We start from the raw sequence: 26664 nt of genomic DNA, 5'->3' as shown, positions 1-26664 counted from the left end.
AATCGGTGATCGTCCAGCAGCTCAGTGTACTCGATGAGTTCCTCCCCCTCCTTCAGGGGGAGGTTAGGTGGGGGTTTAGGTTTAGGCGAGATGTTCCGATGATCCCCGTCACCCTTATCACCACACGCGGGCAGCTCGTGCCGCTGGATAGCGAGACGGCGCTGCTCCGTCTGCCGGCCAACACCGGACATGGCCACTCCGATGGCGACACCTGCCCGGCTTGCGCAGCGCAAACCGATATACGGGCGCAGCTTTATAATCTGACGGAAGAAGTCAGACGTTCCATGCGGCCTGCCTTTTCGCGCGTTGTCGTGGATGCGAGCGCGGTCAAGGATATCTCGCAAGTTGTTGCAGCGCTGACGGGCAAGCTACCGGCGCAGGCGCTGCGGGATCATCAGGTGGCAAGGATGTTTGTGCTGGTGGGGTGAAGGCCCCCCTCATCCGTCTCGCTGACGCGAGCCACCTTCTCCCACGAGGGGAGAAGGAAGAGGTGGTGGACAGACGGGCGCGATGCCTCCCTTCTCCCCTTGCGGGAGAAGGTGCCCGAAGGGCGGATGAGGGGGCTAGAAGCGCACCAACGGCGTATCCGCCCTCAAGTACAGCGGATGTTTCGGCGACCCATCCCCGTTGGTGCCAAAGCACCAGAGCTCGACGCCGTCCGCCCTCAGCGCTTCCACCAGCTCCCGCCCTGCCCCAGCCAAAGCTTTGTTGAGCTTGCCATGGCACAGCACCACTTTGCTCGCACCCGACGCGGCTTGGCGGATCGCCGGGAGATTGGCATCTGAGACCGCCTCGACCCCCGGCTGCAGCAGGGCCTTGGGGTCGGTTGCCCGATAGTCCCCGACATTGCATTTCACCATGGCCTCAAACTCTTCGCGCCGCGCGAAGGTCCATTCGCGAGCGCAGGTCGGGTCGTCCACCGTCGCGTCGGCCGTGGAGGGGTTCATGCCGATAAAGACGATATAGCGTTCGGGAAAAGTCTCTCCGAGCCAGCGCCGCATGATCTGGCGGTGCTTGCCGTCGGCGCTGATCACGACATCGCCGCGCACGCCTTCACCGAGCCGCAGCCGGACCTTGCCGCCAGGATCGTGCTCGCTCATGCGGTGAGGTCACTCGGCGGCACGAGGCCGTTGATCAGCGAGGCCGTGGTGATGGTATTGGCGAGAAGGCAGGCGATGGTCATCGGGCCAACTCCGCCCGGCACCGGCGTGATGGCGGCGGCGTTCTCCGCAGCCGCGGCGAAATCGACATCGCCCACAAGCCGCGTCTTGCCCTCGCCGCGCTCCGGCGCATCCACACGATTGATACCCACATCGATCACCACGGCGCCCGGCTTGATCCAGTCGCCCTTGATCATCTGCGGCCGGCCGACGGCGGCGATAACGATGTCGGCCGCGCGCACCACCTCTGGCAGGTTTTGCGTGCGCGAATGGGCGACCGTGACGGTGCAATTGTCGCGCAGAAGCAGCTGCATCATCGGCTTACCGACGAGGTTGGAGCGGCCGATGATGACGGCATTCTTGCCCTCGAGCGAACCCAGCTCGTCGCGCAGCAGCATGAGGCAGCCGAGCGGCGTGCAGGACACAGGGCCCGGAAGGCCGATCTGCACCTTGCCAACATTGGCGGGGGTGAAGCAATCAACGTCCTTGGCCGGATCGATGGTTTCAATGACCTTGTTGGGATCGATGTGCTTGGGCACCGGCATCTGCACCAGGATGCCGTGTACGGCAGGATCGGCGTTCAGAGCAGCGATCAGCGATAAAAGCTCGGCCTCAAGCACATCAGCGGGCAGTTCGTGCTTGAAGGAGTTCATGCCGACTTCAGCCGTCTGCTTGGCCTTGGACGAGACATAAACCTGGCTCGCCGGGTCGGTGCCAACAATGACGACGGCGAGTCCTGGGGTGATACCGTGCTGGGATTTCAGCCGATCGACATGGTTGGCGATGCGGATGCGCAGGGCTTCGGCGAAGGCTTTTCCATCGATGATTTTTGCGGTCATACTGCCTCTCGAACTCGGGCTTCGACATAAGGGATGAGGGATGATCCGTCCATTGCTTTGGCTGCCGCTGCTGGCACTTTCGATCGAGCCCGCGCTGGCTCAGGCGTCGATCGAAAAGCAGGCGCAAAAGCTGCACAAGCTTGCGGGCGGCGAATGGTGCCAGCCTGAAATCGCTGCGGGCTTGGATCCCGAAAACGGAGCTTACCAGGAATGGACACTGACCTATACGCCGGACTATGAGGGCGCGGAAACCGAAACCATGACGCTGGTCCGCCTCTTCTGCATGGCCGGCGCTTACAACGTCCAGCACAGCTACTATCTTTATCGCGAATATGAAGGGCTAATGCCGCTGGCCTTCGCGGTGCCCACCTTCGAACTCGAATACGAGAACGACGACAGTTTCGAAGGCGAACTCCTGGGCATCGAGCTTAACGGCATGGGTGCGGTGACCACGCTCACCAACTCGACCTTCGACGAGGAAACCAAGACGATCACGTCCAATGCCTATTGGCGTGGCATCGGCGACGCGAGTTCAATCGGCGTCTGGGAATTTCGCGAGGCGAGCTTCGCGCTGAAGCGCTACGAGGTGGATGCGACCTATGACGAGGAGGTCAATCCGCAGGTGCTGGTGGATTACGACAAATAAGAAGGCCGCCTCGGCATTGCTGCCGGGCGGCCTCTGGAAACGATCCACCGCGCTGTTGAGGGCTTGGGGGACATGCGGCAAACCGCTTCTGGTCCGTCGGGCATGGGTCGATGCTGATCCAACGAACAGGCTCGAAGGTGGTCGGCAATTGCGGCGAGAAAAAAGCCGGTCACCGATCTGTGAAGCCTGTCTGACTTTCGCACTCGCGTTGAGAAGCCGTCATGCGCGGCCTATAGTGACGCAAAGTCCCGAGTCCAAGAGGCTGGCCCGTCCGGGGCCGTGAAAGAACAAGATGACCACCCTCTCCCCGCCCCGTGTCGAAAAGCAATCCTTCACCGACCCGCATGAGGCATGGGCGCATCTGACGGCCCTCTACCATCGCAACTGCGATTTCATTCGGGAACACCTACAGGGCCTGATGGAGGGCCAGATTCCAGCCGGCCGCGTCCGTGCCTATTACCCGCAGGTGGAAGTGCGCTCCACGAGCTATTCCAAGGGCGAGAGCACCCTGCCCTACGGGTACCTTCATTCCCCCGGCATCTATCGCACCACGGTCACCGCGCCAGACCTGTTCAAGGGATATCTGCAGGAACAGTTCGCCGTGATCCTCAAAAACCATGGCGGCACCATCGATATCGGCGAATCGGACACGCCGATCCCGCTGCATTTCGCGCTGGGTCCACGCGATCATCTCGATGGCAGGGCCATCAATGCGCTGGACGTGCCGCTACGCGACGTGTTCGACGCGCCCGATCTCGGCAACACCGATGACGAGATCGCCAACGGTACCTATGTGCCGCCGCGCGGCGGGCCCTACCCGCTCTCGGCCTTTACCGCGCCGCGTGTGGACTACTCGTTGTTCCGGCTCGCCCACTATACCGGCACCGATGCCGACCACTTCCAGAACTTCGTGATTTTCACGAACTACCAGTTCTACATCGACGAATTCTGCCGCATCGCCAAGGGCTGGATGAGCGAGAGCCATCCCCATTACGAGCGCTTCATTGAGCCCGGCAACGTCTCGACCGACAATATGCTGACTGGCGGCACGATCACCGGCGAACCGCCGGCCCGCATGCCGCAGATGCCCGCCTATCATCTCGTGGGCGAGCGCGGACGCGGCATCACCATGGTCAATATCGGCGTGGGTCCGTCCAACGCCAAGACTATCACCGACCATATCGCCGTGCTGCGCCCGCATGCCTGGATCATGCTGGGGCACTGCGCGGGTCTCCGCAATTCGCAGGAGCTCGGCGACTATGTTCTGGCACATGCCTATGTCCGCGAAGACCATGTGCTGGACGCCGACCTGCCGCTGAGCGTGCCGATTCCGGCGCTCGCCGAAGTGCAGGTCGCGCTCGAGCAGGCAGTCGAAGAGGTCACCCAGACTGAGGGCGTCGAGACCAAGAAGATCATGCGCACCGGGACGGTCGCGACCTTCGACAATCGCAATTGGGAATTGTGGGATCAGACGCAGGTCACGCGCCAGCTCAGCCAGTCACGCGCCGTGGCGCTGGATATGGAATCGGCGACGATCGCGGCAAACGGTTTCCGCTTCCGCGTGCCCTACGGCACCCTGCTCTGCGTCTCCGACAAGCCGCTGCATGGCGAACTCAAGCTTCCCGGCATGGCCTCGGACTTCTACCGCACCCAGGTCAATCGCCATCTGCAGATCGGACTGCGGGCCATGGAGATCCTGCGCGACCAGCCAGCGGAGCGCTTGCATTCGCGCAAGCTCAGAAGCTTCGCCGAGACGGCATTTCAGTAGGCCCCCTCACCCGTCTCGGCCGTTGGCCGATCCACCCTCTCCTGCGAGGGGAGAGGGAAGCTGGTGGGACCCCCTTCTCCCCTTGCGGGAGAAGGTGCCCGAAGGGCGGATGAGGGGTGTCGTTCAGCAAAAAAGCCCGGTGTCACCACCGGGCTTTTTCAATTGTCTCAGCGATACGGTTACCGCCCCTTAACCACCGAATACCCAGCATATCGTGCCGACGACCCAAGTTGCTCTTCGATGCGGATCAGCTGGTTGTACTTGGCGAGACGATCGGAGCGCGAGAGCGAGCCGGTTTTGATCTGGCCGCAGTTCAGCGCAACTGCGAGGTCGGCAATGGTCGAGTCCTCGGTTTCGCCCGAGCGGTGCGACATCACCGAAGTGTAGCCGGCGCGGTGCGCGGTATCGACGGCGTTGAGCGTCTCGGAGAGCGAGCCGATCTGGTTGACCTTGACCAGGATCGAGTTGGCCGTGCCCATCTTGATGCCGGAGCGCAGGCGCTCGGTGTTGGTGACGAAAAGATCGTCGCCAACCAGCTGCACCTTCTTGCCGATGGCGTCGGTCAGCGCCTTCCAGCCATCCCAATCGTCCTCGGCCATGCCGTCTTCGATGGTGATGATCGGGAAGCGGTTGGCGAGATCTTCGAGGAAACGCACGTTTTCGTCGGAGCCGAGCGACTTGCCCTCGCCTTCCAACTCATAGCGGCCGTTCTTAAAATATTCGGTGGCCGCGCAATCCAAACCGAGGAACACGTCCTCGCCTGGACGATAGCCGGCCTTTTCGATCGAACGCATGATGAAGCCAAGCGCCTCGTCAGCCGAGCCAAGGTTTGGCGCGAAACCACCTTCGTCGCCGACATTGGTGTTGTGACCTTCAGCAGCGAGACCCTTCTTGAGGGTGTGGAAGATTTCCGAACCGATGCGAACGGCGTCGGCAATCGACTCTGCACCGGCCGGCAGGATCATGAATTCCTGCATGTCGATCGGGTTGTCCGCATGCTGGCCGCCATTGATGATGTTCATCATCGGCACCGGCAGGACATGGGCGTTTGGCCCACCGATATAGCGGTAGAATGGCAACTCGCTCGACTCCGCAGCGGCCTTGGCCACGGCCAGCGACACGCCGAGAATGGCGTTGGCGCCCAGCTTGCTCTTGTTGGCCGTGCCGTCGAGCTCGATCATGGCCTCGTCGACGCCGAGCTGGTCGAGGGCATCGAGGCCTTCGATCTCATCGGCGATGACGGTGTTGACGTTTTCGACAGCCTGGGTCACGCCCTTGCCGGAATAAAGCGTGCCGCCATCGCGAAGTTCGACCGCTTCATGCGCCCCGGTCGAGGCGCCGGACGGCACTGCGGCGCGGCCGAAGCTGCCGTCATCCAGAACCACATCGACTTCGACAGTTGGATTGCCGCGGCTGTCGTAGATCTGACGGCCCATGACGTGGATGATGGAGGACATGCCTGTTCTTCCCGGGTTTTGGTGCGAGTTGTGCTTCTCCTAGACGCGCCGTGTGACAGTGAAAAGAGGGCAGCGGCAAAAAAGCGGCTGCGCGCCGCTGGAAACGATTGTTCCGGGCTCTAGCATGTCCTCATGCCCTGCCCTAACATGTCAGCCTGGGCGTTCTGCCCGATCTTGCGGAGGAGAATTTCGTGACCACACAACTCGTCAAACAGGTGGCCCATACCTGCATTTTCGCGCGCGACCTCGATGCCGTGGAGACCTTCTACCGCGTCGTCTGCGGCGTGGCTCCAAAGTTCGACTTCAAGCGCGGCGACGATCGGATCGGCTTCTATCTTGACTTCGGCCACCGCACCTTCGTCGAGGTCTTCCTCAAGGGCGAAAGCCGCTTCGACGAAAGCAACCAGATCAACCACATCTGCTTTGAAACCGACGACATCGACGCCTTCATGGCCAATGCCAAGTCCAAGGGCGTTACAGTGACCGACAAGAAGCTGGGCGTCGACCACACCTGGCAGTGCTGGCTGGCAGACCCAAGCGGCGTCAAGCTCGAGATTTTTCAATACACCGAGAACTCGATGCAATTCGGGCCCGACGGCGTCGATTGCCAGGTGGATTGGTGAGCCGCAGGAGGCACCTCCTTCCGAGCTACACTAGGCTCGTTCCTCGCCAAGCTCCGCTTGCCTTCCCCTCTGAGGGGGAAGGTGGACACCCCGTATGTTGCACAATCTCGCAAGAACCACCGAGCTTACCCTCCCCCTTGAGGGGAGGGCAGCGGCGCTAGGCCTGAAGGGCCGTAGCAAAGCTAGGGAGGGGGTAACTAGTCTTCCCGCTTGTGCGCCTCGACATGCTTTTCCGCCCGCGCCTTCTCCGCCGCTTCCTTTAGCTTTTCAGCCTTGGTGCGCCCGAAAAACACGCGATTTTCCGAAGCCTTCGCGTCCTTGTCAGCGCGAGCCTTTTGTTTGCGGGCTGTCCGAAGGTTGACGATGTCAGCCATCAGACCAGGCGGCTCTGCTCCATCGCGGCGGCGATGAAGCTGGTGAACAGCGGATGCGGCTCGAACGGCTTCGATTTCAGTTCGGGGTGGAATTGCACGCCGATGAACCACGGGTGGTCGGTGCGCTCGACGATCTCCGGCAAGGTGCCGTCGGGCGAGACGCCGGAGAACAGCAAGCCGTTCTTTTCCAGCATCTTGCGATAATCCATGTTCACTTCATAACGGTGACGATGGCGCTCGCTGATGCGGGTCGAACCATAGATATCGGCAACACGCGAACCGCGGGTTAACTGTGCCGGATAAGCGCCCAGACGCAGCGTGCCACCAAGGTCACCCTCTGCAGATCGAGCTTCCTTCTCGTTGCCCTTGACCCATTCGGTCATCATGCCGACGATCGGCTCCTTCGTTGGGCCGAACTCGGTTGAGGAGGCATTCTTGATGCCGGCCGTGTTGCGGGCGGCCTCGATACACGCCATCTGCATGCCGAAGCAGATGCCGAAATAGGGCACGTCCTTGATGCGGGCGAAGCGCGCCGCCTCGATCTTGCCAGCCGAGCCCCGCTCGCCAAAACCGCCCGGGACCAGAATGCCGTGCACGTGCTCGAGGTACGGCGCAGGATCGTCGCGCTCGAAAACCTCCGAGTCGATCCACTGCAGGTTCACCTTGACCTTGTTGGCAATGCCGCCATGGGTCAGGGCTTCGCTCAGCGACTTATAGGCGTCCTTGAGGCCGGTATATTTGCCCACGATGGCAATGTTCACTTCGCCTTCGGGATTGTGATAGCGGCGGGAAACCTCGTCCCAGGCTCCCATGTCTGGCTCCGGCGCATCGGTAATACCGAAGGTCGCGAGGATCTCGCGGTCCAGCCCTTCATGGTGATAGGCCAGCGGCACGTCGTAAATGGAGGCGACATCCAGACCCTGGATAACGGCCGACTCGCGCACGTTGCAGAAGAGCGAAAGCTTCTTCTTTTCGCCTTCCGGGATCGGGCGATCGCAACGCACCAAAAGCACGTCTGGCGCAATGCCGATGGAGCGCAGTTCCTTGACTGAGTGCTGGGTCGGCTTGGTCTTGAGCTCTCCGGCGGACGGGATATAGGGCATCAACGTCAGGTGGAGATAGCAGGCGTGGCCGCGCGGAAGGTCGTTGCCGAGTTGGCGAATGGCTTCGAAGAACGGCAGGCCTTCAATATCGCCGACAGTGCCGCCGATCTCGACCAGCACGAAGTCGAAATCATCATTGCCATCTAGCACGAAATTCTTGATCGAGTCGGTGACGTGCGGAATGACCTGCACGGTCGCGCCCAAAAACTCGCCCTTGCGCTCTTTCGCCAGGAGGTCGGAATAGATACGGCCCGAAGTGATGTTGTCGCGCTTGTTGGCGGCGCGTCCGGTGAAGCGCTCATAGTGGCCGAGATCGAGATCGGTCTCGGCACCGTCATCGGTGACAAAGACTTCGCCGTGCTGAGTCGGCGACATCGTGCCGGGATCGACATTGAGATAGGGGTCGAGCTTGCGCAGGCGAACCTTGTAGCCGCGCGCCTGGAGGACTGCTCCGAGTGCTGCCGAAGCCAGACCCTTGCCAAGGGAGGAAACCACGCCTCCGGTGATGAATACGTACCGAGCCATGGGCGATCACCATAAGCAAATAGTTGTCGATTCGCAGAGCGCCTTCGCGTTCTACACAAAAGAAGAAGGGGATGTTTCCATCCCCTTTTCAGGTGCCTTGCGGCGGTTAGTTCGCCGGAGCGGCGGGTGTCGGTTCGGCCGGGGCCGCGGGCACTGGCAGGTCGCTGCTGATCGCGGCAGGCGCGGCGGTCTCGTTGGTCGGAGCCAGAAGCGGAACTTCGGTCGCGGGAGCCGTGGTCGTTGCGTCAGCCGCAGGTGCGGTGGTGGTCTCGGTCGCCGGCGCTGCAGGAACGGGCAGATCGGTGTCGGTCGACGTCGCCGGCGTCTGGGCCTCAGCCGGAAGCAGCAGGTCCGATGTTTCTTCGCCCTGAAGAGCGTTAAGCGCATCGAGCACGGTCGACGGCTGCTCGCCCGTCGGCGTCGTCACGGCGTTTTCCAGGATGCCGGAAGTGCCGCGATCGAGTTCGTTGATAACCGTGAGCCCAATGGCCGAAACGAAGAACAAAGTGGCAAGGATCGCCGTGGTGCGGGTCAAGAGGTTCGCCGAACCGCGCGCCGTCATCAGGCCGCCGCCGCCACCGCCGATGCCCAGCGCACCACCCTCGCTCCGCTGCAGCAGGATGACGACAATCAGCGCCAGCACGATCAGCAGGTAGGCGACTAGGAGGACGTTGGCCATGGAATTCTTGTCTTCGCGTCAATCCGGGTCCGGCCACGGCTGGCCCGGTGTCAAAAGGATGCGGGGTCTTACACCCGTCACACAGCAAATACCAGCCGGTCGGGGCAATTTCGCCGCGACCGGCAGGTGCCGTCTGAACTAGACTGCGGAGATAATGGTATAGAAGTCTTTTGCCAAGAGGCTTGCGCCGCCCACCAGAGCCCCGTTGACATTGTCGACGTTGAGGATTTCACGGGCATTGTGCGGCTTGACCGAGCCGCCATAAAGTATGCGGATGGTCTCGCCGCGTTCGCCGAAACGTTCGGTGAGGCAGGTGCGGATGGAAGTATGCATCGCCGCGATGTCTTCAAGGCTCGGTGTGCGATCGGTGCCGATGGCCCAGACCGGCTCATAGGCCACCACGACTTCGTGCTGCGCGGCTGCGTCCGGCAGAGCGGCGGCAAGCTGACCGGACACGACATGTTCGGCCTGGCCGGATTCACGTTCCGCTTCGGTTTCGCCGATGCAGATGATGGGTTTGAGGCCCGCACCAATCGCCGCTTCTGCCTTGCTACGGACGATCTCGTTCGTTTCGCCGTGCAGCTGGCGGCGCTCGGAGTGTCCAACGATCACGAACTGCGCACCGGCATCGGCCAGCATGGACGCCGATATGTCGCCCGTATGGGCGCCGGACGATTGCGGATGGCAGTCCTGGCCACCGGCCAGAATGCCGGACGAAGCTCCTTGCGCGGCAACGGCAGCGAGCAGGGTTGCCGGCGGACAGACGACGACGATGGCGCGGGGGGCGGCGCCGGTCGTCAGAAGGCGGGCGAGCTCAGCCATCTCGTCAAGCGAGTGGGTGAGCCCGTTCATCTTCCAGTTTCCGGCGATCAGCGGTGAGATGGTCGTCAATCTTGCTACTCCTGCCTCTTGCGCCAGGGAAAGGATTGCCCTAACCCCGGCTGCGGTATTGTCTTCTAGTCTGGGCTCGCACTTGCGGTAAAGCCTCGGACCCCGAACGGGAACGCTCGAAATGCTCGATGGTTTGCGCGGCTTTGCAAAATCCTGGCCTGGGAAAATCCTTGGCGGGTTCCTGCTGGTTGGCGTGGCCGGCTTCGGCATCAACAATGTGATCCTCGACCTCGGCAGCAATACCATTGCCCGCGTCGGCGACGAGGAAATCAACTCACGTGAATTCCTGCGTGCTTACGAGAGCCGCGTCAGCCAGCTTTCGCAGCAGCTTGGTTCCGTGCCGACGGCGAGCCAGGCCGAGGCCTATGGCATCCCGACCGCGGTGCTGCTGAACCTTTCCGAAGGCGCGGCACTCGATACGCTTTCCAGCCAGTTCGGCTTGGGCGTGTCTGATGCAAAGCTCGCGCAGATGCTTCGTGAAGATCCCTCATTCTTCGGCACTCTGGGGACCTTTGATCCTTCCATCTTCACCCAGACGTTGCAGCGTGCCGGTTGGACCGAAGCGGAATATTTCGAAGCTCGTGCCGCCGAAGCGCGCCGCACGCAGGTGCTCTCGTCCTTGTTCGCCGAAACCGGCCTGCCGGACGCAGCGTCGGACCTGCTCAACAAGTATTCCGGCGCGACGCGGACGGTGGATTATATCACGCTGACCGAGCTCAACGTCGATACGCCAGCGGCGCCCACCGAAGAAGAACTCGCCGCCTACCTCACCGAGCACCAGGCCGAGTTCCGCACTGTGGAGACTCGTACGGTCCGTTTGCTGGACCTGTCGCTCACCTCGCTGGCCGCGACCAAGACCTTTACTGATGAAGAAATCGCGGCTGAATACGAAGCGGTGCGCGAGAGCCTCTCGACCCCGGAACGCCGCACCATTGAGCAGGTAGCCCTGAATACGCCCGAACTCCAGGCCCAGTTCGAGGCAGGCCTTGCTGCCGGCGCCGACTTTACGAACCTAGTTCAGCAGGCTGGCCTCACACCATCAAGCCTCGGCACGCTCGCACAGAGCGCTATCACCGATACCGCGCTCGCCAACGCAGCCTTTGGCCTCGCGCAGGGCGATTTTGCCTTGATCCCGGGCATCGGCGGACAGCGTGCCATTCACGTGTCGGCAATCGAAGCCGCAGGTCAGCCAACCCTGGAAGAAGCACGCGCAGACATCGTCGCCCGCCTCGGCGCCACCGCGGCGCGTAACGAGATCAACGACATCCTTGACCAGATCGAAGAACTGCGTGCAGCCTTTACGCCGATCGAAGACATTGCCCAACGCTATGGCCTCGAAGTCTACGAAGTGGCGGTATCGCAGAGTGGCGCAGAACTTTCGGCCTTGCCCAATCTTGCAGCGGACGAGCGCCAGAAGGTCGCGCAGGCGATCTACCGTGCCGAGGAAGGTCGGCTGACACCATCCGTTCCGCTTGCCGGCAACGCCCACCTCTGGTTCGACCTTGAATCGATCGCGCCCGCCCGTGATCAGACCCTGGACGAAGTGCGCGACCAACTGATCGCCACCATTACCGAAGAGCGCACCAACAACGCGCTGATCGAACTGGGCAATACGATTGTCGGCCGGCTCGAGGGCGGTGAAGCGCTGACCGATGTGGCCGCCGAACTCAGTCTCTTTCCGCAGATCAGCCCCCCCTTCAGTCGCTTCGGCTCGGATGATGGCACGATCGACACCACCGTCGCCGCCGCGGCCTTTGCGGGCGGGCCGGACCACAAGGGCTCCGCCGTAAGCGAAAGCGGCGAGTTCATCGTCTTCCAAGTCACCGACAATGCAGCACCCGCCGAGCCTCTTGCGACTGACGTGGTTGCAGGCCTCAACGACGACGCCCGTACCGGACTTGAAAACGAGTTCGTCGCTGCTATCCGCGACGATGCCGGGCTGCGCATCAACCAGCAGGCGCTTAATACCCTGCTCGTCAACAATTACGGCCAGTAACTCCACCGGAACGCCACCATGGACGACGACTTTTCGAAGCGCTTTACCGAGCAATATGCTACCGGGAAGTCGCAGATCGTCTGGCGTCGCATCGTGGCGGATCTGGAAACACCGGTCGGCACCTATCTCAAGCTCGCCGAAGGCCGCTCGCACACTTTCCTTCTGGAAAGTGTGCAGGATGGAACGACGCGCGGCCGCTACTCGATCATCGGCCTACAGCCCGACCTGATCCTCAAGGTCGATGGCGGAACAGCCTCGATCAACCGTGCGGCGCAGACCAGTCCTGAAACATTCGAGGCAATGAGCGAAAAGCCGCTCGATGCCTTGCGCGCGCTGGTCGCCGAGAGCCACATCGAAGTGCCCGAAGGCCTGCCGCCCCAATCGGCGGGCGTCTACGGCTATCTCGGCTACGAAATGGTGCGCTACATGGAGCACCTGCCGACCGATCGCGCCGACGAACTCGGCACGCCCGAGGCCGTGCTGATGCGCCCATCGCTGCTGGCCATCTTCGATACGCTCAAGGACGAGCTGTATCTCACCGCGCCCGTCTATGTGCGCGAAGGCGTTTCCGGCAGCCAGGCGCTCGCCTCAGCCGAAAGCCGCATCGACGACGCGATCGCCCGCCTCTCCCGCGCGACACCAGCCACCCCCGCCCTGCCCGACCTTGAAGCCATCAGCGTCACCAGCAACACCTCGCGTGACGAATATTTCGAGATGGTCGCCAGGGCCAAGGACTACATCGCGGCCGGCGACATTTTCCAGGTCGTCTTGAGCCAGCGCTTTTCAGCTGACTTCAACCTGCCCCCGACCGCACTCTACCGCGCGCTTCGTCGCACCAATCCCAGCCCCTATATGTATTTCCTCGATTTCGGCGGCTTCGCGGTGGCCGGATCGAGCCCGGAAATCCTGGTTCGGGTGCAGGATGGCGAAGTCACCATCCGGCCCATTGCCGGCACCCGCAAGCGCGGCGCCACGCCGACCCGCGACCAAGAACTGGCGTCCGAACTTCTCAGCGACCCCAAGGAGCTCTCCGAGCACCTGATGCTGCTCGACCTGGGCCGCAACGACGTCGGCCGCGTCGCTCAAACCGGCACCGTCAAGGTCACCGACAAGTTCTTCCTCGAATACTATTCGCATGTCATGCACATCGTCTCAAACGTCGTCGGTGTGCTGGATCCGCAATACGACTTCGTCGATGCGCTTTCCGCCGGCTTCCCGGCCGGCACCGTTTCCGGCGCGCCGAAGGTGCGGGCCATGGAAATCATCGACAGCCTCGAAAAAACCCGCCGCGGCATCTATGGCGGCTGCGTTGGTTATTTCGGCGCTGACGGCACCATGGACACCTGCATCGTCTTGCGCACCGGCATCGTCAAGGACGGCAAGCTCTATGTGCAGTCCGGCGCCGGCATCGTCGCCGACAGCCAACCCCAGCTCGAACAACTCGAATGCGAAAACAAGGCCCGCGCCCTGTTCAGCGCCGCCGAGGAAGCGCTACGGTACGCCGGCGAAGCGGGAGTGGGGCAATGATGGGTCATTCAATACGATGGCAAAGCTGGTTCTGATCGCCATCTCCAGAACCCGTTGAGGACCGCTCATGACCAAGACCCTCGTCATCGATAACTACGACAGCTTCACCTACAATCTCGTCCACTTCCTGGGCGAACTCGGCGCCGACATCACCGTTCACCGCAATGACAAGATCACTCTCGACCAGATCGCCGAAATGGCGCCCGAGGCGATCGTCCTGTCTCCCGGTCCCTGCACCCCAAACGAAGCCGGCATTTGCCTCGCCACCATCGATCGCTTCAAGGGCGAGATCCCGATGCTCGGTGTCTGCCTCGGACACCAGGCCATGGGCCAGGCTCTGGGCGGCGACGTGGTGCGCGCACCGGTGCTGTTCCACGGCAAGACCAGCAAGATCAACCACACCGGCAAGGGCATCTTCCGCGGCCTCAATGCCGGTTTTGAAGCGACGCGCTACCATTCGCTGATCGTCAAGCAGGACACCCTGCCCGAGACGCTCGAAGTCACCGCCTCTACCGACGATGGCCTCATCATGGGAATGCAGCACAAGACGCTGCCGGTGCATGGCGTGCAGTTTCACCCCGAAAGCATTGCCTCGGAAAACGGCCACGCACTGCTCCAAAACTTCCTCAACATCGCCCGCGACTTCAACGCCCGGAAGGCCGCGTGATGGAGATCAAGCAGGCTCTCAACAAGATCGCGCAGCGCCGCGATCTCACCGGCGAGGAAATGCGCGGCGTCATGCGCTTCATCATGGCAGGCGAAGCCACCGCCAGCCAAACCGGCGCCTTCCTCATGGGCATGCGCCTCAAGGGCGAAACGGCCGGTGAAATCGCAGCCGCCGTATCGATCCTGCGCGAAATGATGGTGCCGGTGGAAGCGCCCGCTGACGCCATCGACATCGTCGGCACAGGCGGCGATGGTCACGGCACGCTCAACATTTCTACGGCAGCCGCGATCGTAGTGGCTTCCCTCGGTGTCCCCGTGGCCAAGCATGGCAACCGCGCACTCTCCTCCAAATCCGGCTCCTCGCAGGCGCTCGAAGCCCTCGGCGTAAAGCTCGATCTCGGCCCTGACGCGATCGCCCAAACCATCCGCGAAGCCGGCATCGGCTTCATGTTCGCGCCATCCCATCACCCAGCGATGAAGCATGTCGGTCCTGCCCGGGCCGAAATGGGCGTGCGCACCATGTTCAATCTTCTGGGTCCGCAATCCAATCCGGCCAGCGTTGGCCGCTACCTCCTTGGCGTCTTTGCCGAAGAATGGGTCGAAAAGGTCGCTCAGGCCCTTCAGGCCAACCGCGTCAAGAAGGCTTGGGTCGTGCATGGCTGCGACGGCCTCGACGAACTGACCGTCACCGGCAAAAGCTTCGTGGCGCAGATCGCCAATGGCGACCTCCGCAGCTTCGAAGTTCGGCCCGAAGATGCCGGCCTAAAGCAATACGATCTGGCCGAAATCCTCGGCGGCACGCCGGAAGAGAACGCCCAAGCCATCCACGCGCTCTTCGACGGCGCGCCCGGCGCTTACCGCGATATCGTCTTGCTCAATGCCGCCGCCGCCCTCATTGTGGCCGATAAGGTCGAAACGCTCCGTGACGGTGCGGAAGCCGCCGCGCGCGCCATCGACAATGGCGACGCCAAGAACACTCTCGCCCGCCTTGTTGCGGTTTCGAACGGACGAGCGCCATGACCGATATCCTCAAGCAGATCGAAGCCTATAAGCGCGAAGAGATCGCCGCCGCCAAGGCCATGCGGCCCTGGGCCGAAGTCGTGGCGCAAGCCCATGACCAGCCGGCGCCCCGCGGCTTTGTTCAGGCCATCAAGGAAAAGCGCGCGCAGGGCAAGTTCGCGCTGATTGCCGAGGTCAAGAAGGCCAGCCCCTCCAAAGGCCTTATCCGCCCGGACTTCAACCCCGCAGAGATTGCCCGCGCCTACGAAACGGCGGGCGCCGCCTGCCTTTCGGTGCTGACCGATCGCCCGAGCTTTCAAGGATTGCCTAGCTACCTGATCGAAGCCCGCGCCGCCACCCGCCTGCCGGTGCTGCGCAAGGACTTCCTGTTCGAAACCTACCAGGTCGCGGAAGCCCGCTCCTGGGGCGCCGATTGCATCCTCATCATTCTGGCCGCCGTTGACGACGACGTGGCGCGCTTCCTGCTCGACGCGGCTGAGGAATGGGGCATGGACGCGCTCGTGGAAGTGCATGACCAGCTCGAACTCGACCGCGCCCTTGCGCTCGACTCCAAGTTCATCGGCGTCAACAACCGTAACCTCCGCACCTTCGAAACAACGCTCGAGACGACGGTGAACCTTGCGGCCGGCGTTCCCTCCGATGTGCTCCTGGTCAGCGAAAGCGGCATCGTCTCGCATGATCACGTCCGCATGCTCGAACAACGCTGCGGCGTCGGCACCTTCCTTGTCGGCGAGTCGCTGATGCGGCAGGACGATGTTGTCGCTGCCACCCGCGCCCTGCTGATGGGCCAGCCCGAGACCGTCCGCGGATGAGCGACCGCCTGACACATGTCGATGCGCAGGGCCGCGCGCAGATGGTCGATGTTGGCGACAAGGCCGTTACCCGCCGCCGCGCCGTCGCCGAGGCCACGATCCTCGCCCTCCCCGCGACGGTCGATGCCTTTGTCGAAGACCGTCTCAAGAAGGGCGATGCAATCGCCACGGCACGCATTGCCGGCATCATGGCCTCCAAACGCACATCCGACCTGATCCCCCTCTGCCACCCGCTGGCACTGACCAAAGTCACCGTCGACATCGATCCGCTGGACGAACGATCGGGCCTACACATCGTCGCCACCGCCGAAACCAACGGCCAGACCGGCGTCGAGATGGAAGCGCTCACGGCAGCCTCGGTCGCGGCGCTGACGCTCTATGACATGGGCAAGGCCGTGGATCGTGGCATGACCATCACCGACCTGCGGCTCGTCGAAAAATCCGGCGGCAAGTCCGGCGACTTCATGCGCGCGCCATGACCCTCCTGCCCGTCGACGAGGCGCTGAAAGCCATTCTTGCCCGCGTGCCTGCGGTCACCCCCGAAACCACGCCGCTGACGGACGCCCTCGGCCGCGTTCTGACCTCTGCGCTAATCGCCACGCACGATCAGCCACCATTCAACGCTAGCGCCATGGACGGCTACGCCATGCGCGCCGCCGACGTGGTCGAGGGACACGCGCTTAGAGTCATCGGCATGTCCCAGGCTGGAACCGCATTCGACGGCACGGTGTCTGCCGGCGAAGCCGTCCGCATCTTCACCGGCGCGCCCCTTCCCTCCGGCGCCGACACGGTAATCATGCAGGAAGAAGCGCAGCGCGATAGCGATTTCGTCCGCTTCACCGCCCCTGCCCGGCTTGGCCACAGCATTCGGCCGAAGGGTAACGATTTCGCTACGGGTCAGGCGCTTTTGGAGCCCGGCACGCTGCTGACACCGATGCATATCGCCGTGGCAGCAGCGGCAAACCACGCAGAACTCACCGTCGCCAGGCGTCCCCGCATCGGTCTCGTTGCCACCGGTAATGAGCTTGTCGTGCCAGGCACACCGCTCGGGCCCGACCAGATCGTCGGCTCCAACAGCTTCGCCCTTGCCGCGCTGCTGAAGCCCTATGCCGAGACCATCACCGATCACGGCATCATCGGCGACGACATCGACCTGCTCCGCACCCGTCTTGCGGAGGCCTTTGCAAGCGAACCGGATGTGTTGATCACCACCGGCGGCGCTTCGGTCGGCGAACATGACCTCGTTCAGGATGTGCTCAAAGACCTCGGCGTCTCGCTCGATTTCTGGCGCATCAACATGCGCCCGGGAAAACCCCTGATGTTCGGCATGCGCGGCAAGACCCTGGTCTTCGGCCTGCCTGGCAATCCCGTCTCGGCGCTGGTCACCGCCATCGTCTTCATCAAGCCGGCACTGCGCGCCTGGCTCGGCTATGCCGAACCGCCGCACTGGCATCTGCCGCTCGCCGCACCGACCCCGCCAAACACCGCCCGCCGCCACTTCATGCGCGCGCAGCTGGTCCACTCTACAAGCGGCCCCACCCTTCTCCCAATCGCGCAGACCGACAGTGGCCACACCTCGTCGCTGTCCAAGGCCGACATGCTGATCACCCAGCCAGAGCATGACTCCGGTCAAGGGGCCGGCGCGATAGTCGAAGCCCTGTCGATCGACGCATTCTGACCCGTGTTTTATTTGTGGCATTGCAGAACATAAATGGAACGATTATAACCGTTCTGTCTATGTTCCGATTCTAGGATGCCGGGCCGATGCTGACGCGCAAACAACACGAGTTGCTCATGTTCATCCATGAACGGATGAAGGAAAGCGGCATCCCCCCATCCTTTGACGAAATGAAAGACGCGCTGGATCTGGCGTCCAAATCCGGCATTCACCGGCTGATCACGGCGCTTGAAGAACGCGGCTTCATCCGCCGCCTGCCGAACCGCGCCCGCGCCCTGGAAGTGGTGAAGCTTCCCGATTCAATGAACCCCTCGCTCGGTGGCCGCAAGGCGCGCTTCGAGCCGTCGGTGATCGAAGGCAGCTTGGGCAAGCTCAGCACGTCGCCGGCCCGCGGCGTTGCGGCAGAAGAATATGCCCGCCCCGTCTCGATCCCGGTCATGGGCCGGATCGCGGCGGGTACGCCGATCTCTGCGATCGAACAGCACACCCACACCATCCAGGTCCCGCCGGAAATGCTGGGTGCCGGTGACCACTATGCGCTCGAAGTGCGCGGCGACTCGATGATCGAAGCCGGCATCTTCGATGGCGACACCGTAGTCATCAAGCGCCAGGACACGGCCGGCACCGGCGAGATCGTCGTCGCCCTGGTCGACGACGAGGAAGCAACGCTTAAGCGCCTGCGCCGCAAGGGCAATACCGTGGCGCTGGAAGCGGCCAACCCCGCCTACGAGACCCGCATCTTCCCGCCTGATCGCGTCAAGGTTCAGGGCCGTCTCATTGGCCTTCTGCGCAAGTACTAGAATGCTTCGAGCCGGGTTCGCCCGGCTCTATCATTTCGGAACGGCGTAAAGAGTCGTGCATTCCCTCCTCGGAGGCAATGTGAATGTCCAATCTCCTCAAGCTCGGCTTTCCCGTCAAGGTGCTGGGCAACCCTGCGCTCAAAAGCAACGACGCGCGTCGCTCGCAATCCAACCCCCATCTTCGTGTCTCGCTGGGGTATCTCTCGGATATCTTCGACTATCTGGTGAAGCACCAGATCAGCATGTACCGCATGTCTTCTGACCTTGCGCCTTATGCCACCCACCCCGACATGCCGCAGTTCCACTCGATGGTGCAGGACTGCGCAGGAGATCTCGCAATCATCGGCAAGCGGGCGCGCGAGCTTGGCCTGCGGCTCTCCTTTCACCCCAGCCAGTTCATCGTCCTCAACAGCCCCGACCCGGAACTGGTGCGCAAAAGCATCTGGGACCTCACGAGCCAGGCTGAAATGCTCGACCTTATGGGCCTTGGACCAGAAGCGGTCATGGTGGTCCATGTCGGCGGCGTCTATGATGACAAGATCGCGGCCCGGCAGCGCTGGGTCGAGACCTGGCCCACCCTCCCCGAGCCGGTGCGCCGCCGCCTCGTGCTTGAAAACGACGACCTGCGCTTTTCCTGTGCCGACACGCTCTATGTCCACGAACACACTGGCGTAAGGCTGATCTTCGATCATCAGCATTTCTGGTGCCTCAACCCCGAGGGCCTCGATCTGCGCGACGCGCTCTCCAGCATGCTGGCGACTTGGCCTTCGGAGGTGCGCCCGAAAGTTCATTTTTCCTCACCCCGCACCGAGCTGCGCCAGCTGGCGCGCAAGAACCGCAAGACCGGCAAGGCCGAGACGGTGATCGTCGCTCCCGTCTGGACCGGCCACGCCGATTTCGTGCAGCCCTTCGAGTTCATTTCCTTCATGCGCATCGCCAAAGGCCTGGAGTTCGACGTCATGCTGGAAGCCAAATCGAAGGACTTGGCTTTGATCAAGCTCCGGCCCGACCTCCTGCGTTACGCGCCCGACGTCGCTGCCCGCTTCGGCCTCTTTCCGGCGCAGCAGAAGGCGCTGGAAGGCGAGCAGGAAAGCCTTATGGAAAGCGAAAGCGCCTAAGTCGCCCGGAGCAAGGTCATTGCCGCCGCGATGACGCGATCCTTTTGTGCATCGCTGGTGCCGGCCAGGCCCTGGATATGCAGCCCCTGGTCGAGCGTCTGCAGCATCTTGCCCAAGCCCGACAGGCTCGCACCGGCATTCACCTGCCCGCGCGCTGCGGCGCTGACCAGATTGCCATGGTAAAGCGCCTCAATTTCCTCCGATGCCGCCACGGCCTTCTCGAACGCCCCCGGCGGCACGGTATCCTTCTGCGTCAAGGTGTTGAGCATGAAGCACCCATAATACTGGCTGCCATATTGCAGGCTCTTCAGCACCGCCTCGATATTTTCGAGCCCAAGCGGCGCCTGCGTCAGCACCTGCCGATATTGCGCCAGCAATAATCCCAAGAACCGCTCCAGCGCCGCCTCGTAGAGGCCCGCCTTGCCGCCGAATTCCTTGTAGAGGCTGAAGCGGTTGAGCCCCGTATGCTCGACCAGCGCCTGCAAATGCGCGCCCTCATAGCCCTGTCGCCAGAAGAGCTCCATCGCCTTGTCGATCACCTCGTCCCGCACATAAAGCCGTGGCCGCGCCATTTCAAACCGATCATTCTGAAACATATTGACCCAGCAACTCGGCAGGGTTACTCACCTGGCGTTCTGAAATGGAACTGCGGCCATGTCCAGACCTTTGCTCCCGCTGCGCCGGTTCCTCGTGCTCTACTATTCCTATGCTTTCCTATTCGACTGCATGCTGGCCTATGCCATCTACACCGCGCTCTTCGAGCTGGAAGGGCTAAGCGTTAGCCAGATCGGCGCTCTCCTTGCATTCTGGTCGCTCAGCGCCATCCTCCTGGAAATGCCGTCCGGAGCCCTTTCGGACCATTTCGACCGCCGCGTGCTGCTTGTCCTCGCCCCACTGGCCAAGTCACTGACATTCGTTCTTTGGGGCTTCGCCGCCGGCAATTTCTGGCTCTATGGCCTCGGCTTCCTGTTCTGGAGCCTGGGCCAGGCCGCCCAGTCCGGCTCCCGCGAAGCGCTGCTTTACGAGCGCATGGCGCATGACGGCCGCAGCGACGACTTCGACAAGGTCCTGGGCCGCGACAACGCCGCCGAAGGCCTGGGCATCGGTACCGGAACCTTGCTGGGCGGCTTCGTTGCCGCGGCCGGTTTCGACTGGGCCATATGGCTCTCCATCCCGCCGCTTCTCGCCGCCGCTGCGATCGCCTTCTGGCTAGAAGACGTCCGCCGCCTCGGCGCCAAACAAGTTCAGCCGGAGCAAACGGGCTCCTACTTGAGCCACTTCCGCGACGCGGCAAACGAGTTCCGCCGTCACCCAGACCTGCGCTTCGTCACCACCTATATGGCCGCTGGCCTCATCGTCTTCGAACTGCTCGAAGAGTTCGACCAGCTCTATTTTCTCGCCATCAGCCTGCCGGTCTGGGCCTGGGGCGTCGCCGGCGCCGGTGTCGAAGCAGCCTATGCCCTGGCCAGCATTCATGCCCACCGCCTTGACGGGCGCCCGGCGCTGGCCTGGTCCCTGCCGCTCCTGGGCGGCGCCCTGCTGATCCTCGCCGCGCTCGGCACATCGCCCCTTTTCGTCCTGCCGCTCTGCGCCGCCTACGTAATTGTCGCTCCGGTCAGCGTCCTGGCGGAAGCGCGCTTCCACCGCGTCATGGAAGGCACGAGCCGCGCCACCACCACATCCGCGCTGGTGATGGCGGAAAACCTCGTCGGCGTCGCGGCAACGCTGCTCTTCGGTTTCCTCGCCGAAAGGCTCGGCATCCTCCCCGCTTATGCCTGGGCAGGCTTGTGCATGGTGCCGCTCGCCATTTGGGTTATGCTAGGGCAAAGGCGCGGCTTGCGCGCCACGGACTGAGCCATGGCCCTGCGCAACATCCTGATCGAAGGCGTTTCCGGCTCCGGCAAGACCACGGTCGCCACCGAACTCGAACGCCGTGGCTTCCATGTCGTGCATGGCGATCGCACCCTCGCCTACCAGGGCGATCCGCAAACCGGCGCCCCGCTCGATCCTGCGGCCTCAGCGGTCGAAGACCTCGCCTTCATCAACGATCACCACATCTGGCCCGTCGACGAGGTCAAGGCCATCATCGCCGACCGGACCCACGAGGTGACCTTCTTCTGCGGCGGTTCGCGCAACCACGACCAGTTCGTCCACCTCATGGACGCCGTCTTCTTGCTCGAGGCCGACTGGCCAACCATCGAAAGCCGCCTGCTGCTGCGCCGCGACGAATGGGGTTCCGAACCCGCAGAACGCGAAATGACACGCCATCTGCACAAGAAGCGACAAGACCTTCCCAAGGTGGCGATCAGCATCGATACGACGCGACCCCTCCGCGAAGTGGTCGACGAAATTCTGGCCAGATCCCTCGCCTAGATCCTGTCACCCGACTTTCACCACCTCGACCTCGCGGCCGCCAACCGTCACCACATCGCCGACGCTCTTGCCCATCAGCGCCCGCGCCACTGGCGAGGAAAACGACACCGTCCCCGCTTTCGGATCGGCCTCATCCTCACCGACGATTCGGTAGGTCTGCACCCGCCCATCGTCACGCTCGAAGGTCACCGTGCTGCCAAAGGCAACGACACCCGCTTCCTGCGGCGCCTCGATCACCTGCGCTGTGCGCAAGCGCTCGTCGAAATACCGTAAATCCCGATAGGGATTAGCCGCCTGCCGCCGCCGCTCATTGACATCCTCGATCCGCAACGCCGCTTCATACGCCACGCGCGCTGCCTCCAGCTGCCGCTCCAGAGCCGCCAGCCCCTCCGCGGTGACAAGGTTTGGCCCCTCGGGAACCGTCCGCTCCGGCAGCATGGTTTCGGCAGCTGTCTCAGCGCTGTCTTCCTTGGTAAATGCCACGCTCATTGCTTGCCCTCCCGCACCACTTCGACATCCAGCGTCCCCGCCGGCAGCGGCCGCAGCAATTCCGCTTCCGGCCGGGTCAGAAATAACCACTCCGCCCATTGCTCCGGCTTCAGCACGCAGACTTGCCGGTCATGGATCGGCTCGACATCGGGACCCGGCGGGCAGGTCAGCATGGTAAAACTCAGCCCGCCGTCCTCGTCCCCGCTCCAGAGCCCCGCAATCCCCATGATCGGCGATCCCTTGAGCGAAAAGCGATGCTTGGTCTTGGGATATTTGCTGCCGGTAAATTCGAAAAAGCCCGACAGCACGACGACACAGCGCCGGCTATCGGCAAAACTGCGGTTATCGCTCTTGAAGTTGAACACCGGCGGCGCCTTGGCCCGGGGCGGCGGAAAGCCAAAGCGCATCGGCTTGAGCTCGACGCCATTGCCAGCCGCACGCAACACCGGCCCGACATCGCCGATCCGGATGTCGTCGGCGACGATCAGCGCCGCCTCGTCTCCATCGGATCCGCCAAGCTCGAGCGCCTCCAGCGCCTTGCGATAGGCCGCCTCACGCACATGCTGTTCGTAATCGTTGCACATGCCTGAGCAATGCGCTGACCCGGCCGGGCGTTCAACCGGGGAGCATTGCCGCATGGGGGCACTTCGCGCTTGCCCCGTCCGCCCCCCTCCTCTACACCGCAGCAAATCGCAAGGGATGCGACATGCCGCATGTTTCTCCAGCCGGCCTTGCCGGTGACTTCCCCCCGTTCGCCCAGCGCCACCTGATCTCCATCGCCGACCTCAAGCAGCACGAGATCCTCGACCTGCTGGATCGCTCCGAGCGTATGATCGAGATCAGCCGGCAGGAGCGAAAATCGCTGCCGACGCTGAGCGGCAAGACGCAGATCAATCTCTTCTTCGAGCCGTCGACGCGTACGCAATCGTCCTTTGAAATCGCCGGCAAGCGGCTGGGTGCGCTGGTGGTCAATATGTCGGTCAAGACCAGCTCGGTAAGCAAGGGCGAGACGCTGATCGACACGGCTGCAACGCTTAACGCCATGCGCCCGGACGTGTTGATCGTGCGGCACTCGGCAGCCGGCGCGGTCGAGCTCTTGGCGCAAAAGGTCGGCTGCTCGGTGGTCAATGCCGGCGACGGCGCCCATGAACATCCGACGCAAGCGCTGCTCGATGCGCTGACCATCCGCAACCACAAGGGGCGGCTTGCCGGCCTGACGGTCGCCATCTGCGGCGATATCGCCAATTCCCGCGTCGCCCGTTCTAACCTCTTGCTTCTCGGCGCGCTTAATGTCCGCACCCGGGTGATCGCCCCAAAAACCCTACTTCCGCCGGGCATCGAAAATCTTGCCACCGAAGTCTTCAGCGACATGGAAGAAGGCCTTAAGGGCGCGGACGTAGTGATGATGCTGCGGCTTCAGCACGAGCGCGCCAATGGCAAGATGATCCCGTCCGTGCGCGAATATTATCGTTTCTACGGTCTCGACGAACAAAAGCTCGCCCATGCGAAGCCCGATGCGATCGTCATGCATCCGGGCCCCATGAACCGCGGCGTGGAAATCGATCCGTCCATTGCCGATAGCGAACGCTCGGTCATCACCGACCAGGTCGAAATGGGCGTTGCCGTGCGCATGGCCGTGCTCGATGCCCTCCTGCCGCCGAGGAACGAGCCATGACCCGTCCGCTGCTGATCGAAAATGCCCGCATCGTCGACCCGGCATCGGGCACCGACCATCGCGGCGCGGTGCTGGTCGAAGACGGCAATATCGTCGACTTGGCGCTGGGTGGCCCGGTCGGCGTGCCGGACGAAGCCGAAGTGGTAGACGCCCAGGGCCACGTCCTGGCGCCCGGCCTTATCGACATGCGCGTCTTCGTCGGCGAGCCCGGCAAGGAATACCGAGAAACCCTCGCCTCCGCCGGGGCCGCTGCCGTTGCCGGCGGCGTCACCAGCCTCGTCATGATGCCCGACACCACCCCCGTGGTCGACGATGGCGCTCTGGTGGACTTCCTGATCCGCCGGGCGGAAGCGCAGTCCCCTGCCCGCATTCTTCCCGCCGCCGCCATTACCCGCGGCCTCAATGGCACGGAGATGACCGAGTTCGGTCTCCTCAAGGAAGCCGGCGCGGTCTGCCTCACCGACGGGTCGCACTCGATCCAGTCCACTGCGCTCTTGCGCAGCGCCATGGACTACGCCGCCAATTTCGACATGCCCTTCGTCCATCAACCGGCCGACAGCGAACTGGTCGGCGATGGCGTCATGAATGCCGGCCTTTTCGCCACCGTGCTCGGCCTGCGCGGCATTCCGCGCGAAGCGGAGACCATCCCCCTGGCGCGCGACCTGCAGCTCGCGGCGCTCACCCGCGTCCGCTACCATGCCGCGCAGATCTCCACCGAAGGCTCGGCGGCGCTGCTGAAAGCAGCGAAATCGCGTAACCCGCACGTTACTGCCGGCATCTCGATCAACAATCTCTGCCTGAATGAAAACGACATCGGCCGCTATCGCACCTACTTCAAGCTCAACCCGCCTCTGCGCAGCGAGGATGACCGGCAGTCCATGATCGAAGCGCTGAAAACCGGCGTCATCGACACCATTCATTCCGATCACGATCCGCAGGACACCGAGGTCAAGCGCCAGCCCTTCGCCGAAGCGTCCGACGGCGCCATCGGGCTTGAAACCCTGCTGGCCGCGGCCTTGCGCCTGGTCCATTCCGGCGACGTTGACCTGATGACCATCCTTCGCGCCATGACCGTCCGTCCGGCCGAAATCCTCGGGCTCCCCAGTGGTCGCATCGCGCGCGGTGCGCCGGCCGATCTGATCCTTTTTGACCTCGAATATCCCTGGCAGGTTACCGAGCGCGAACTGCGCTCCAAGTCACGCAACACCAGTTTTGAAGGCGCACGCATGCAGGGCAAGGTCATGCGCACCTTTGTCGGCGGCAGAACCGTCTTCACCCACAAGGAAGCCGCATGACCATTCCGTTTTTCGACGGCCACAACGACACGCTGCTGCGCCTGCTCGAGCACGCCAACCCCGACAAGGTCGCGCTCTTCGTCGAGGGCACGCAGGATGGTCATGTAGACCTCCCGCGAGCCCAGGCGGCCGGCATGGTCGGCGGCTTTTACGCGATGTTCCCGCCGCCGCTAAAGGGCAACCTCGCAAGCGTCGCCACCAATCCCATGAGCAATGGCGAGCTTCCGCCCGAACTCAGCACCGCCGATGCCACGCCATCCACCATGGGTATGGCCGCAATCCTGCTGCGCCTCGAACAGGCCGGTGCGCTCACGATCTGCCGTTCAGCGGCAGACATCCGCAACGCCATCGCCATCGAAAAGCACACCGCCATCTTCCACATCGAAGGCGCCGAGGCCATCGACACGAACTTTCACGCCTTCGACGTGCTCTATGCCGCTGGCCTGCGCTCGATCGGCATCACCTGGAGCCGCGCCAATGCCTTCGGAACCGGCGTTCCCTTCCGCCACAATGCCGATCCCGATATCGGCCCGGGCCTCTCCGATGCCGGCAAGGAACTTGTCCGCCTCTGCGACAAGCACGGCGTGATGGTCGATTTGAGCCACCTCAACGCCGCCGGCTTCCGCGACGTCGCAGCCATCTCCACCAAGCCGCTGGTCGCCACCCATTCCAACGTTCACGCCATCTCGCCGGGCACCCGCAACCTGGTCGATTGGCAACTCGCCGCCATCCGCGACTCCGGCGGCGTGGTCGGCCTAAACTACGCCACCGGCTTCCTCCGTGAGGACGGCAAATTCGACGCCGATACGCCGATCGAACTTATGGTCCGCCATGTCGACGCCCTCATCGAGGCCCTGGGCGAAGACGGCGTGGCACTGGGCAGCGACTTCGACGGCGCCCGCATCCCCAACGCCATTGGCGACGTCCGCGGCACCCAAAACCTGCTGCAGGCGCTTCTGGACAAAGGCTACGGCGAAACGCTGGTCAAAAAGATCGCGCTGGACAACTGGCTGAAGCTGATCGAACGGACAATCGGGTAACTACCCCTCATCCGTCTCGCTGCGCGAGCCACCTTCTCCCGCAGGGGGAGAAGGTCAGACAGGCGAGATGGCGCCCCATCGCCTTCTCCCCTCGCGGGAGAAGGTGCCCG

General features: G+C 63.0%; 28 protein-coding genes. 18 read left to right on the top strand and 10 right to left on the bottom strand.

Features of this window, described 5'->3' with window-relative positions; genetic code table 11:
• Nucleotides 1-98: 98 nt before the first annotated feature.
• Nucleotides 99-428, top strand: coding sequence for a hypothetical protein (locus JI748_RS06240; RefSeq protein ID WP_201636050.1), 330 nt, complete (start codon nucleotides 99-101; stop codon nucleotides 426-428).
• Between the two features lie 135 nt (nucleotides 429-563).
• On the opposite strand, the gene JI748_RS06235 is transcribed toward JI748_RS06240, so the two are convergent.
• Both JI748_RS06235 and folD read right to left on the bottom strand, forming a co-directional pair.
• Complete coding sequence (locus JI748_RS06235; protein WP_201636048.1) at nucleotides 564-1100, bottom strand: DUF1643 domain-containing protein; 537 nt, start codon at nucleotides 1098-1100, stop codon at nucleotides 564-566.
• On the bottom strand, nucleotides 1097-1999 hold the full coding sequence (folD, locus tag JI748_RS06230; RefSeq protein ID WP_201636046.1) for a bifunctional methylenetetrahydrofolate dehydrogenase/methenyltetrahydrofolate cyclohydrolase FolD: 903 nt from the start codon (nucleotides 1997-1999) through the stop codon (nucleotides 1097-1099). The genes JI748_RS06235 and folD overlap by 4 nt, the downstream gene beginning before the upstream one ends.
• 40 nt (nucleotides 2000-2039) lie before the next feature.
• On the opposite strand from folD, the gene JI748_RS06225 reads away from it, so the two are divergent.
• Both JI748_RS06225 and JI748_RS06220 read left to right on the top strand, forming a co-directional pair.
• Entirely contained in the window at nucleotides 2040-2645 is a 606-nt protein-coding gene (locus JI748_RS06225; RefSeq protein WP_201636044.1) for a DUF1176 domain-containing protein, read from the top strand.
• A 292-nt stretch (nucleotides 2646-2937) separates the two neighbouring features.
• Nucleotides 2938-4413: an AMP nucleosidase gene (locus tag JI748_RS06220; protein ID WP_201636042.1), complete on the top strand. Its 1476-nt coding sequence runs from the start codon at nucleotides 2938-2940 to the stop codon at nucleotides 4411-4413.
• A gap of 179 nt (nucleotides 4414-4592) precedes the next feature.
• Here the strand turns inward: JI748_RS06220 and eno are convergent, their stop codons facing one another.
• Nucleotides 4593-5870: a phosphopyruvate hydratase gene (eno, locus tag JI748_RS06215; protein WP_201636040.1), complete on the bottom strand. Its 1278-nt coding sequence runs from the start codon at nucleotides 5868-5870 to the stop codon at nucleotides 4593-4595.
• Nucleotides 5871-6061: 191 nt separating this feature from the next.
• Here eno and JI748_RS06210 point away from each other — a divergent pair, with 191 nt between their 5' ends.
• Nucleotides 6062-6493 carry a VOC family protein gene (locus JI748_RS06210; protein WP_201636038.1) on the top strand — a complete coding sequence of 144 codons (432 nt, stop codon included), beginning with the start codon at nucleotides 6062-6064 and terminating at the stop codon, nucleotides 6491-6493.
• Nucleotides 6494-6690: 197 nt separating this feature from the next.
• On the opposite strand, the gene JI748_RS06205 is transcribed toward JI748_RS06210, so the two are convergent.
• The 4 genes from JI748_RS06205 to tpiA form a co-directional block, all read right to left on the bottom strand.
• A complete protein-coding gene (locus JI748_RS06205) occupies nucleotides 6691-6867 on the bottom strand; it encodes a DUF4169 family protein (protein ID WP_201636036.1) in 177 nt (58 codons plus the stop codon).
• Entirely contained in the window at nucleotides 6867-8495 is a 1629-nt protein-coding gene (locus JI748_RS06200; protein ID WP_201636034.1) for a CTP synthase, read from the bottom strand. Before JI748_RS06200 ends, JI748_RS06205 begins: the two co-directional genes overlap by 1 nt.
• Before the next feature lie 106 nt (nucleotides 8496-8601).
• Nucleotides 8602-9174, bottom strand: a complete 573-nt coding sequence (gene secG, locus JI748_RS06195) for a preprotein translocase subunit SecG (protein WP_201636032.1) — start codon at nucleotides 9172-9174, stop codon at nucleotides 8602-8604.
• A 138-nt stretch (nucleotides 9175-9312) separates the two neighbouring features.
• The gene (gene tpiA, locus JI748_RS06190) at nucleotides 9313-10065 is read right to left on the bottom strand and encodes a triose-phosphate isomerase (protein WP_267911608.1); all 753 of its coding nucleotides are present in this window, start codon (nucleotides 10063-10065) and stop codon (nucleotides 9313-9315) included.
• A 121-nt stretch (nucleotides 10066-10186) separates the two neighbouring features.
• Between tpiA and JI748_RS06185 the strand changes: the two genes are divergently transcribed.
• The 9 genes from JI748_RS06185 to uvsE all read left to right on the top strand — a co-directional run bounded on the left by JI748_RS06185 (nucleotide 10187) and on the right by uvsE (nucleotide 19682).
• Nucleotides 10187-12061 (top strand): peptidylprolyl isomerase, encoded by a 1875-nt coding sequence (locus JI748_RS06185; RefSeq protein WP_201636028.1) that lies wholly within the window; start codon nucleotides 10187-10189, stop codon nucleotides 12059-12061.
• Nucleotides 12062-12079: 18 nt separating this feature from the next.
• Nucleotides 12080-13588, top strand: coding sequence for an anthranilate synthase component I (trpE, locus tag JI748_RS06180; RefSeq protein ID WP_201636026.1), 1509 nt, complete (start codon nucleotides 12080-12082; stop codon nucleotides 13586-13588).
• Nucleotides 13589-13655: 67 nt separating this feature from the next.
• Nucleotides 13656-14255 (top strand): anthranilate synthase component II, encoded by a 600-nt coding sequence (locus JI748_RS06175; protein WP_201636024.1) that lies wholly within the window; start codon nucleotides 13656-13658, stop codon nucleotides 14253-14255.
• Nucleotides 14252-15274, top strand: a complete 1023-nt coding sequence (gene trpD, locus JI748_RS06170) for an anthranilate phosphoribosyltransferase (RefSeq protein ID WP_407644939.1) — start codon at nucleotides 14252-14254, stop codon at nucleotides 15272-15274. The genes JI748_RS06175 and trpD overlap by 4 nt, the downstream gene beginning before the upstream one ends.
• Nucleotides 15271-16086, top strand: coding sequence for an indole-3-glycerol phosphate synthase TrpC (gene trpC, locus JI748_RS06165; protein ID WP_201636022.1), 816 nt, complete (start codon nucleotides 15271-15273; stop codon nucleotides 16084-16086). The genes trpD and trpC overlap by 4 nt, the downstream gene beginning before the upstream one ends.
• A complete protein-coding gene (gene moaC, locus JI748_RS06160; protein ID WP_201636020.1) occupies nucleotides 16083-16565 on the top strand; it encodes a cyclic pyranopterin monophosphate synthase MoaC in 483 nt (160 codons plus the stop codon). The genes trpC and moaC overlap by 4 nt, the downstream gene beginning before the upstream one ends.
• Nucleotides 16562-17764, top strand: a complete 1203-nt coding sequence (locus JI748_RS06155; protein ID WP_201636017.1) for a molybdopterin molybdotransferase MoeA — start codon at nucleotides 16562-16564, stop codon at nucleotides 17762-17764. Before moaC ends, JI748_RS06155 begins: the two co-directional genes overlap by 4 nt.
• A gap of 86 nt (nucleotides 17765-17850) precedes the next feature.
• Nucleotides 17851-18564: a transcriptional repressor LexA gene (gene lexA / locus JI748_RS06150; protein ID WP_201636015.1), complete on the top strand. Its 714-nt coding sequence runs from the start codon at nucleotides 17851-17853 to the stop codon at nucleotides 18562-18564.
• A gap of 83 nt (nucleotides 18565-18647) precedes the next feature.
• Nucleotides 18648-19682 (top strand): UV DNA damage repair endonuclease UvsE, encoded by a 1035-nt coding sequence (uvsE, locus tag JI748_RS06145; protein WP_201636013.1) that lies wholly within the window; start codon nucleotides 18648-18650, stop codon nucleotides 19680-19682.
• Here the strand turns inward: uvsE and JI748_RS06140 are convergent.
• Nucleotides 19679-20278, bottom strand: coding sequence for a TetR/AcrR family transcriptional regulator (locus JI748_RS06140; protein ID WP_201636011.1), 600 nt, complete (start codon nucleotides 20276-20278; stop codon nucleotides 19679-19681). The two genes, uvsE and JI748_RS06140, sit on opposite strands and share 4 nt — an antisense overlap.
• Nucleotides 20279-20336: 58 nt before the next feature.
• Between JI748_RS06140 and JI748_RS06135 the strand changes: the two genes are divergently transcribed.
• Both JI748_RS06135 and JI748_RS06130 read left to right on the top strand, forming a co-directional pair.
• Nucleotides 20337-21536, top strand: coding sequence for an MFS transporter (locus tag JI748_RS06135; protein ID WP_201636009.1), 1200 nt, complete (start codon nucleotides 20337-20339; stop codon nucleotides 21534-21536).
• Nucleotides 21537-21539: 3 nt separating this feature from the next.
• Entirely contained in the window at nucleotides 21540-22055 is a 516-nt protein-coding gene (locus tag JI748_RS06130; RefSeq protein ID WP_201636007.1) for a nucleoside/nucleotide kinase family protein, read from the top strand.
• A 6-nt stretch (nucleotides 22056-22061) separates the two neighbouring features.
• On the opposite strand, the gene greA is transcribed toward JI748_RS06130, so the two are convergent.
• Both greA and JI748_RS06120 read right to left on the bottom strand, forming a co-directional pair.
• On the bottom strand, nucleotides 22062-22544 hold the full coding sequence (gene greA, locus JI748_RS06125; protein ID WP_201636005.1) for a transcription elongation factor GreA: 483 nt from the start codon (nucleotides 22542-22544) through the stop codon (nucleotides 22062-22064).
• A complete protein-coding gene (locus tag JI748_RS06120; protein ID WP_201637075.1) occupies nucleotides 22541-23128 on the bottom strand; it encodes an SOS response-associated peptidase in 588 nt (195 codons plus the stop codon). Before JI748_RS06120 ends, greA begins: the two co-directional genes overlap by 4 nt.
• A 122-nt stretch (nucleotides 23129-23250) precedes the next feature.
• Between JI748_RS06120 and JI748_RS06115 the strand changes: the two genes are divergently transcribed.
• Genes JI748_RS06115 through JI748_RS06105 form a run of 3 tightly spaced genes read left to right on the top strand, consistent with a single transcriptional unit; the run spans nucleotide 23251 to nucleotide 26554 of the window.
• The gene (locus JI748_RS06115; RefSeq protein ID WP_201636003.1) at nucleotides 23251-24219 is read left to right on the top strand and encodes an aspartate carbamoyltransferase catalytic subunit; all 969 of its coding nucleotides are present in this window, start codon (nucleotides 23251-23253) and stop codon (nucleotides 24217-24219) included.
• Nucleotides 24216-25514, top strand: a complete 1299-nt coding sequence (gene pyrC / locus JI748_RS06110) for a dihydroorotase (protein ID WP_201636001.1) — start codon at nucleotides 24216-24218, stop codon at nucleotides 25512-25514. Before JI748_RS06115 ends, pyrC begins: the two co-directional genes overlap by 4 nt.
• A complete protein-coding gene (locus JI748_RS06105) occupies nucleotides 25511-26554 on the top strand; it encodes a dipeptidase (protein ID WP_201635999.1) in 1044 nt (347 codons plus the stop codon). The genes pyrC and JI748_RS06105 overlap by 4 nt, the downstream gene beginning before the upstream one ends.
• The last annotated feature ends 110 nt before the right edge of the window (nucleotides 26555-26664 follow it).

Source organism: Devosia rhizoryzae (genome assembly GCF_016698665.1).
Classification (GTDB): Bacteria; Pseudomonadota; Alphaproteobacteria; order Rhizobiales; family Devosiaceae; genus Devosia; species Devosia rhizoryzae.
The sequence above is the reverse complement of the archived record's forward strand: the minus strand, read 5'-3'. Positions and strand labels throughout refer to the sequence as shown.

Excerpts from the sequence above, each read along its gene's own strand:
- JI748_RS06240 (WP_201636050.1), top strand. The coding sequence starts at position 99 with ATGATCCCCGTCACCCTTATCACCACACGCGGGCAGCTCGTGCCGCTG.
- JI748_RS06235 (WP_201636048.1), bottom strand. The coding sequence starts at position 1,100 with ATGAGCGAGCACGATCCTGGCGGCAAGGTCCGGCTGCGGCTCGGTGAA.
- folD (WP_201636046.1), bottom strand. The coding sequence starts at position 1,999 with ATGACCGCAAAAATCATCGATGGAAAAGCCTTCGCCGAAGCCCTGCGC.
- JI748_RS06225 (WP_201636044.1), top strand. The coding sequence starts at position 2,040 with ATGATCCGTCCATTGCTTTGGCTGCCGCTGCTGGCACTTTCGATCGAG.
- JI748_RS06220 (WP_201636042.1), top strand. The coding sequence starts at position 2,938 with ATGACCACCCTCTCCCCGCCCCGTGTCGAAAAGCAATCCTTCACCGAC.
- eno (WP_201636040.1), bottom strand. The coding sequence starts at position 5,870 with ATGTCCTCCATCATCCACGTCATGGGCCGTCAGATCTACGACAGCCGC.
- JI748_RS06205 (WP_201636036.1), bottom strand. The coding sequence starts at position 6,867 with ATGGCTGACATCGTCAACCTTCGGACAGCCCGCAAACAAAAGGCTCGC.
- JI748_RS06200 (WP_201636034.1), bottom strand. The coding sequence starts at position 8,495 with ATGGCTCGGTACGTATTCATCACCGGAGGCGTGGTTTCCTCCCTTGGC.
- secG (WP_201636032.1), bottom strand. The coding sequence starts at position 9,174 with ATGGCCAACGTCCTCCTAGTCGCCTACCTGCTGATCGTGCTGGCGCTG.
- JI748_RS06185 (WP_201636028.1), top strand. The coding sequence starts at position 10,187 with ATGCTCGATGGTTTGCGCGGCTTTGCAAAATCCTGGCCTGGGAAAATC.
- trpE (WP_201636026.1), top strand. The coding sequence starts at position 12,080 with ATGGACGACGACTTTTCGAAGCGCTTTACCGAGCAATATGCTACCGGG.
- JI748_RS06175 (WP_201636024.1), top strand. The coding sequence starts at position 13,656 with ATGACCAAGACCCTCGTCATCGATAACTACGACAGCTTCACCTACAAT.
- trpC (WP_201636022.1), top strand. The coding sequence starts at position 15,271 with ATGACCGATATCCTCAAGCAGATCGAAGCCTATAAGCGCGAAGAGATC.
- moaC (WP_201636020.1), top strand. The coding sequence starts at position 16,083 with ATGAGCGACCGCCTGACACATGTCGATGCGCAGGGCCGCGCGCAGATG.
- JI748_RS06155 (WP_201636017.1), top strand. The coding sequence starts at position 16,562 with ATGACCCTCCTGCCCGTCGACGAGGCGCTGAAAGCCATTCTTGCCCGC.
- lexA (WP_201636015.1), top strand. The coding sequence starts at position 17,851 with ATGCTGACGCGCAAACAACACGAGTTGCTCATGTTCATCCATGAACGG.
- uvsE (WP_201636013.1), top strand. The coding sequence starts at position 18,648 with ATGTCCAATCTCCTCAAGCTCGGCTTTCCCGTCAAGGTGCTGGGCAAC.
- JI748_RS06140 (WP_201636011.1), bottom strand. The coding sequence starts at position 20,278 with ATGTTTCAGAATGATCGGTTTGAAATGGCGCGGCCACGGCTTTATGTG.
- JI748_RS06135 (WP_201636009.1), top strand. The coding sequence starts at position 20,337 with ATGTCCAGACCTTTGCTCCCGCTGCGCCGGTTCCTCGTGCTCTACTAT.
- JI748_RS06130 (WP_201636007.1), top strand. The coding sequence starts at position 21,540 with ATGGCCCTGCGCAACATCCTGATCGAAGGCGTTTCCGGCTCCGGCAAG.
- greA (WP_201636005.1), bottom strand. The coding sequence starts at position 22,544 with ATGAGCGTGGCATTTACCAAGGAAGACAGCGCTGAGACAGCTGCCGAA.
- JI748_RS06120 (WP_201637075.1), bottom strand. The coding sequence starts at position 23,128 with ATGTGCAACGATTACGAACAGCATGTGCGTGAGGCGGCCTATCGCAAG.
- JI748_RS06115 (WP_201636003.1), top strand. The coding sequence starts at position 23,251 with ATGCCGCATGTTTCTCCAGCCGGCCTTGCCGGTGACTTCCCCCCGTTC.
- pyrC (WP_201636001.1), top strand. The coding sequence starts at position 24,216 with ATGACCCGTCCGCTGCTGATCGAAAATGCCCGCATCGTCGACCCGGCA.
- JI748_RS06105 (WP_201635999.1), top strand. The coding sequence starts at position 25,511 with ATGACCATTCCGTTTTTCGACGGCCACAACGACACGCTGCTGCGCCTG.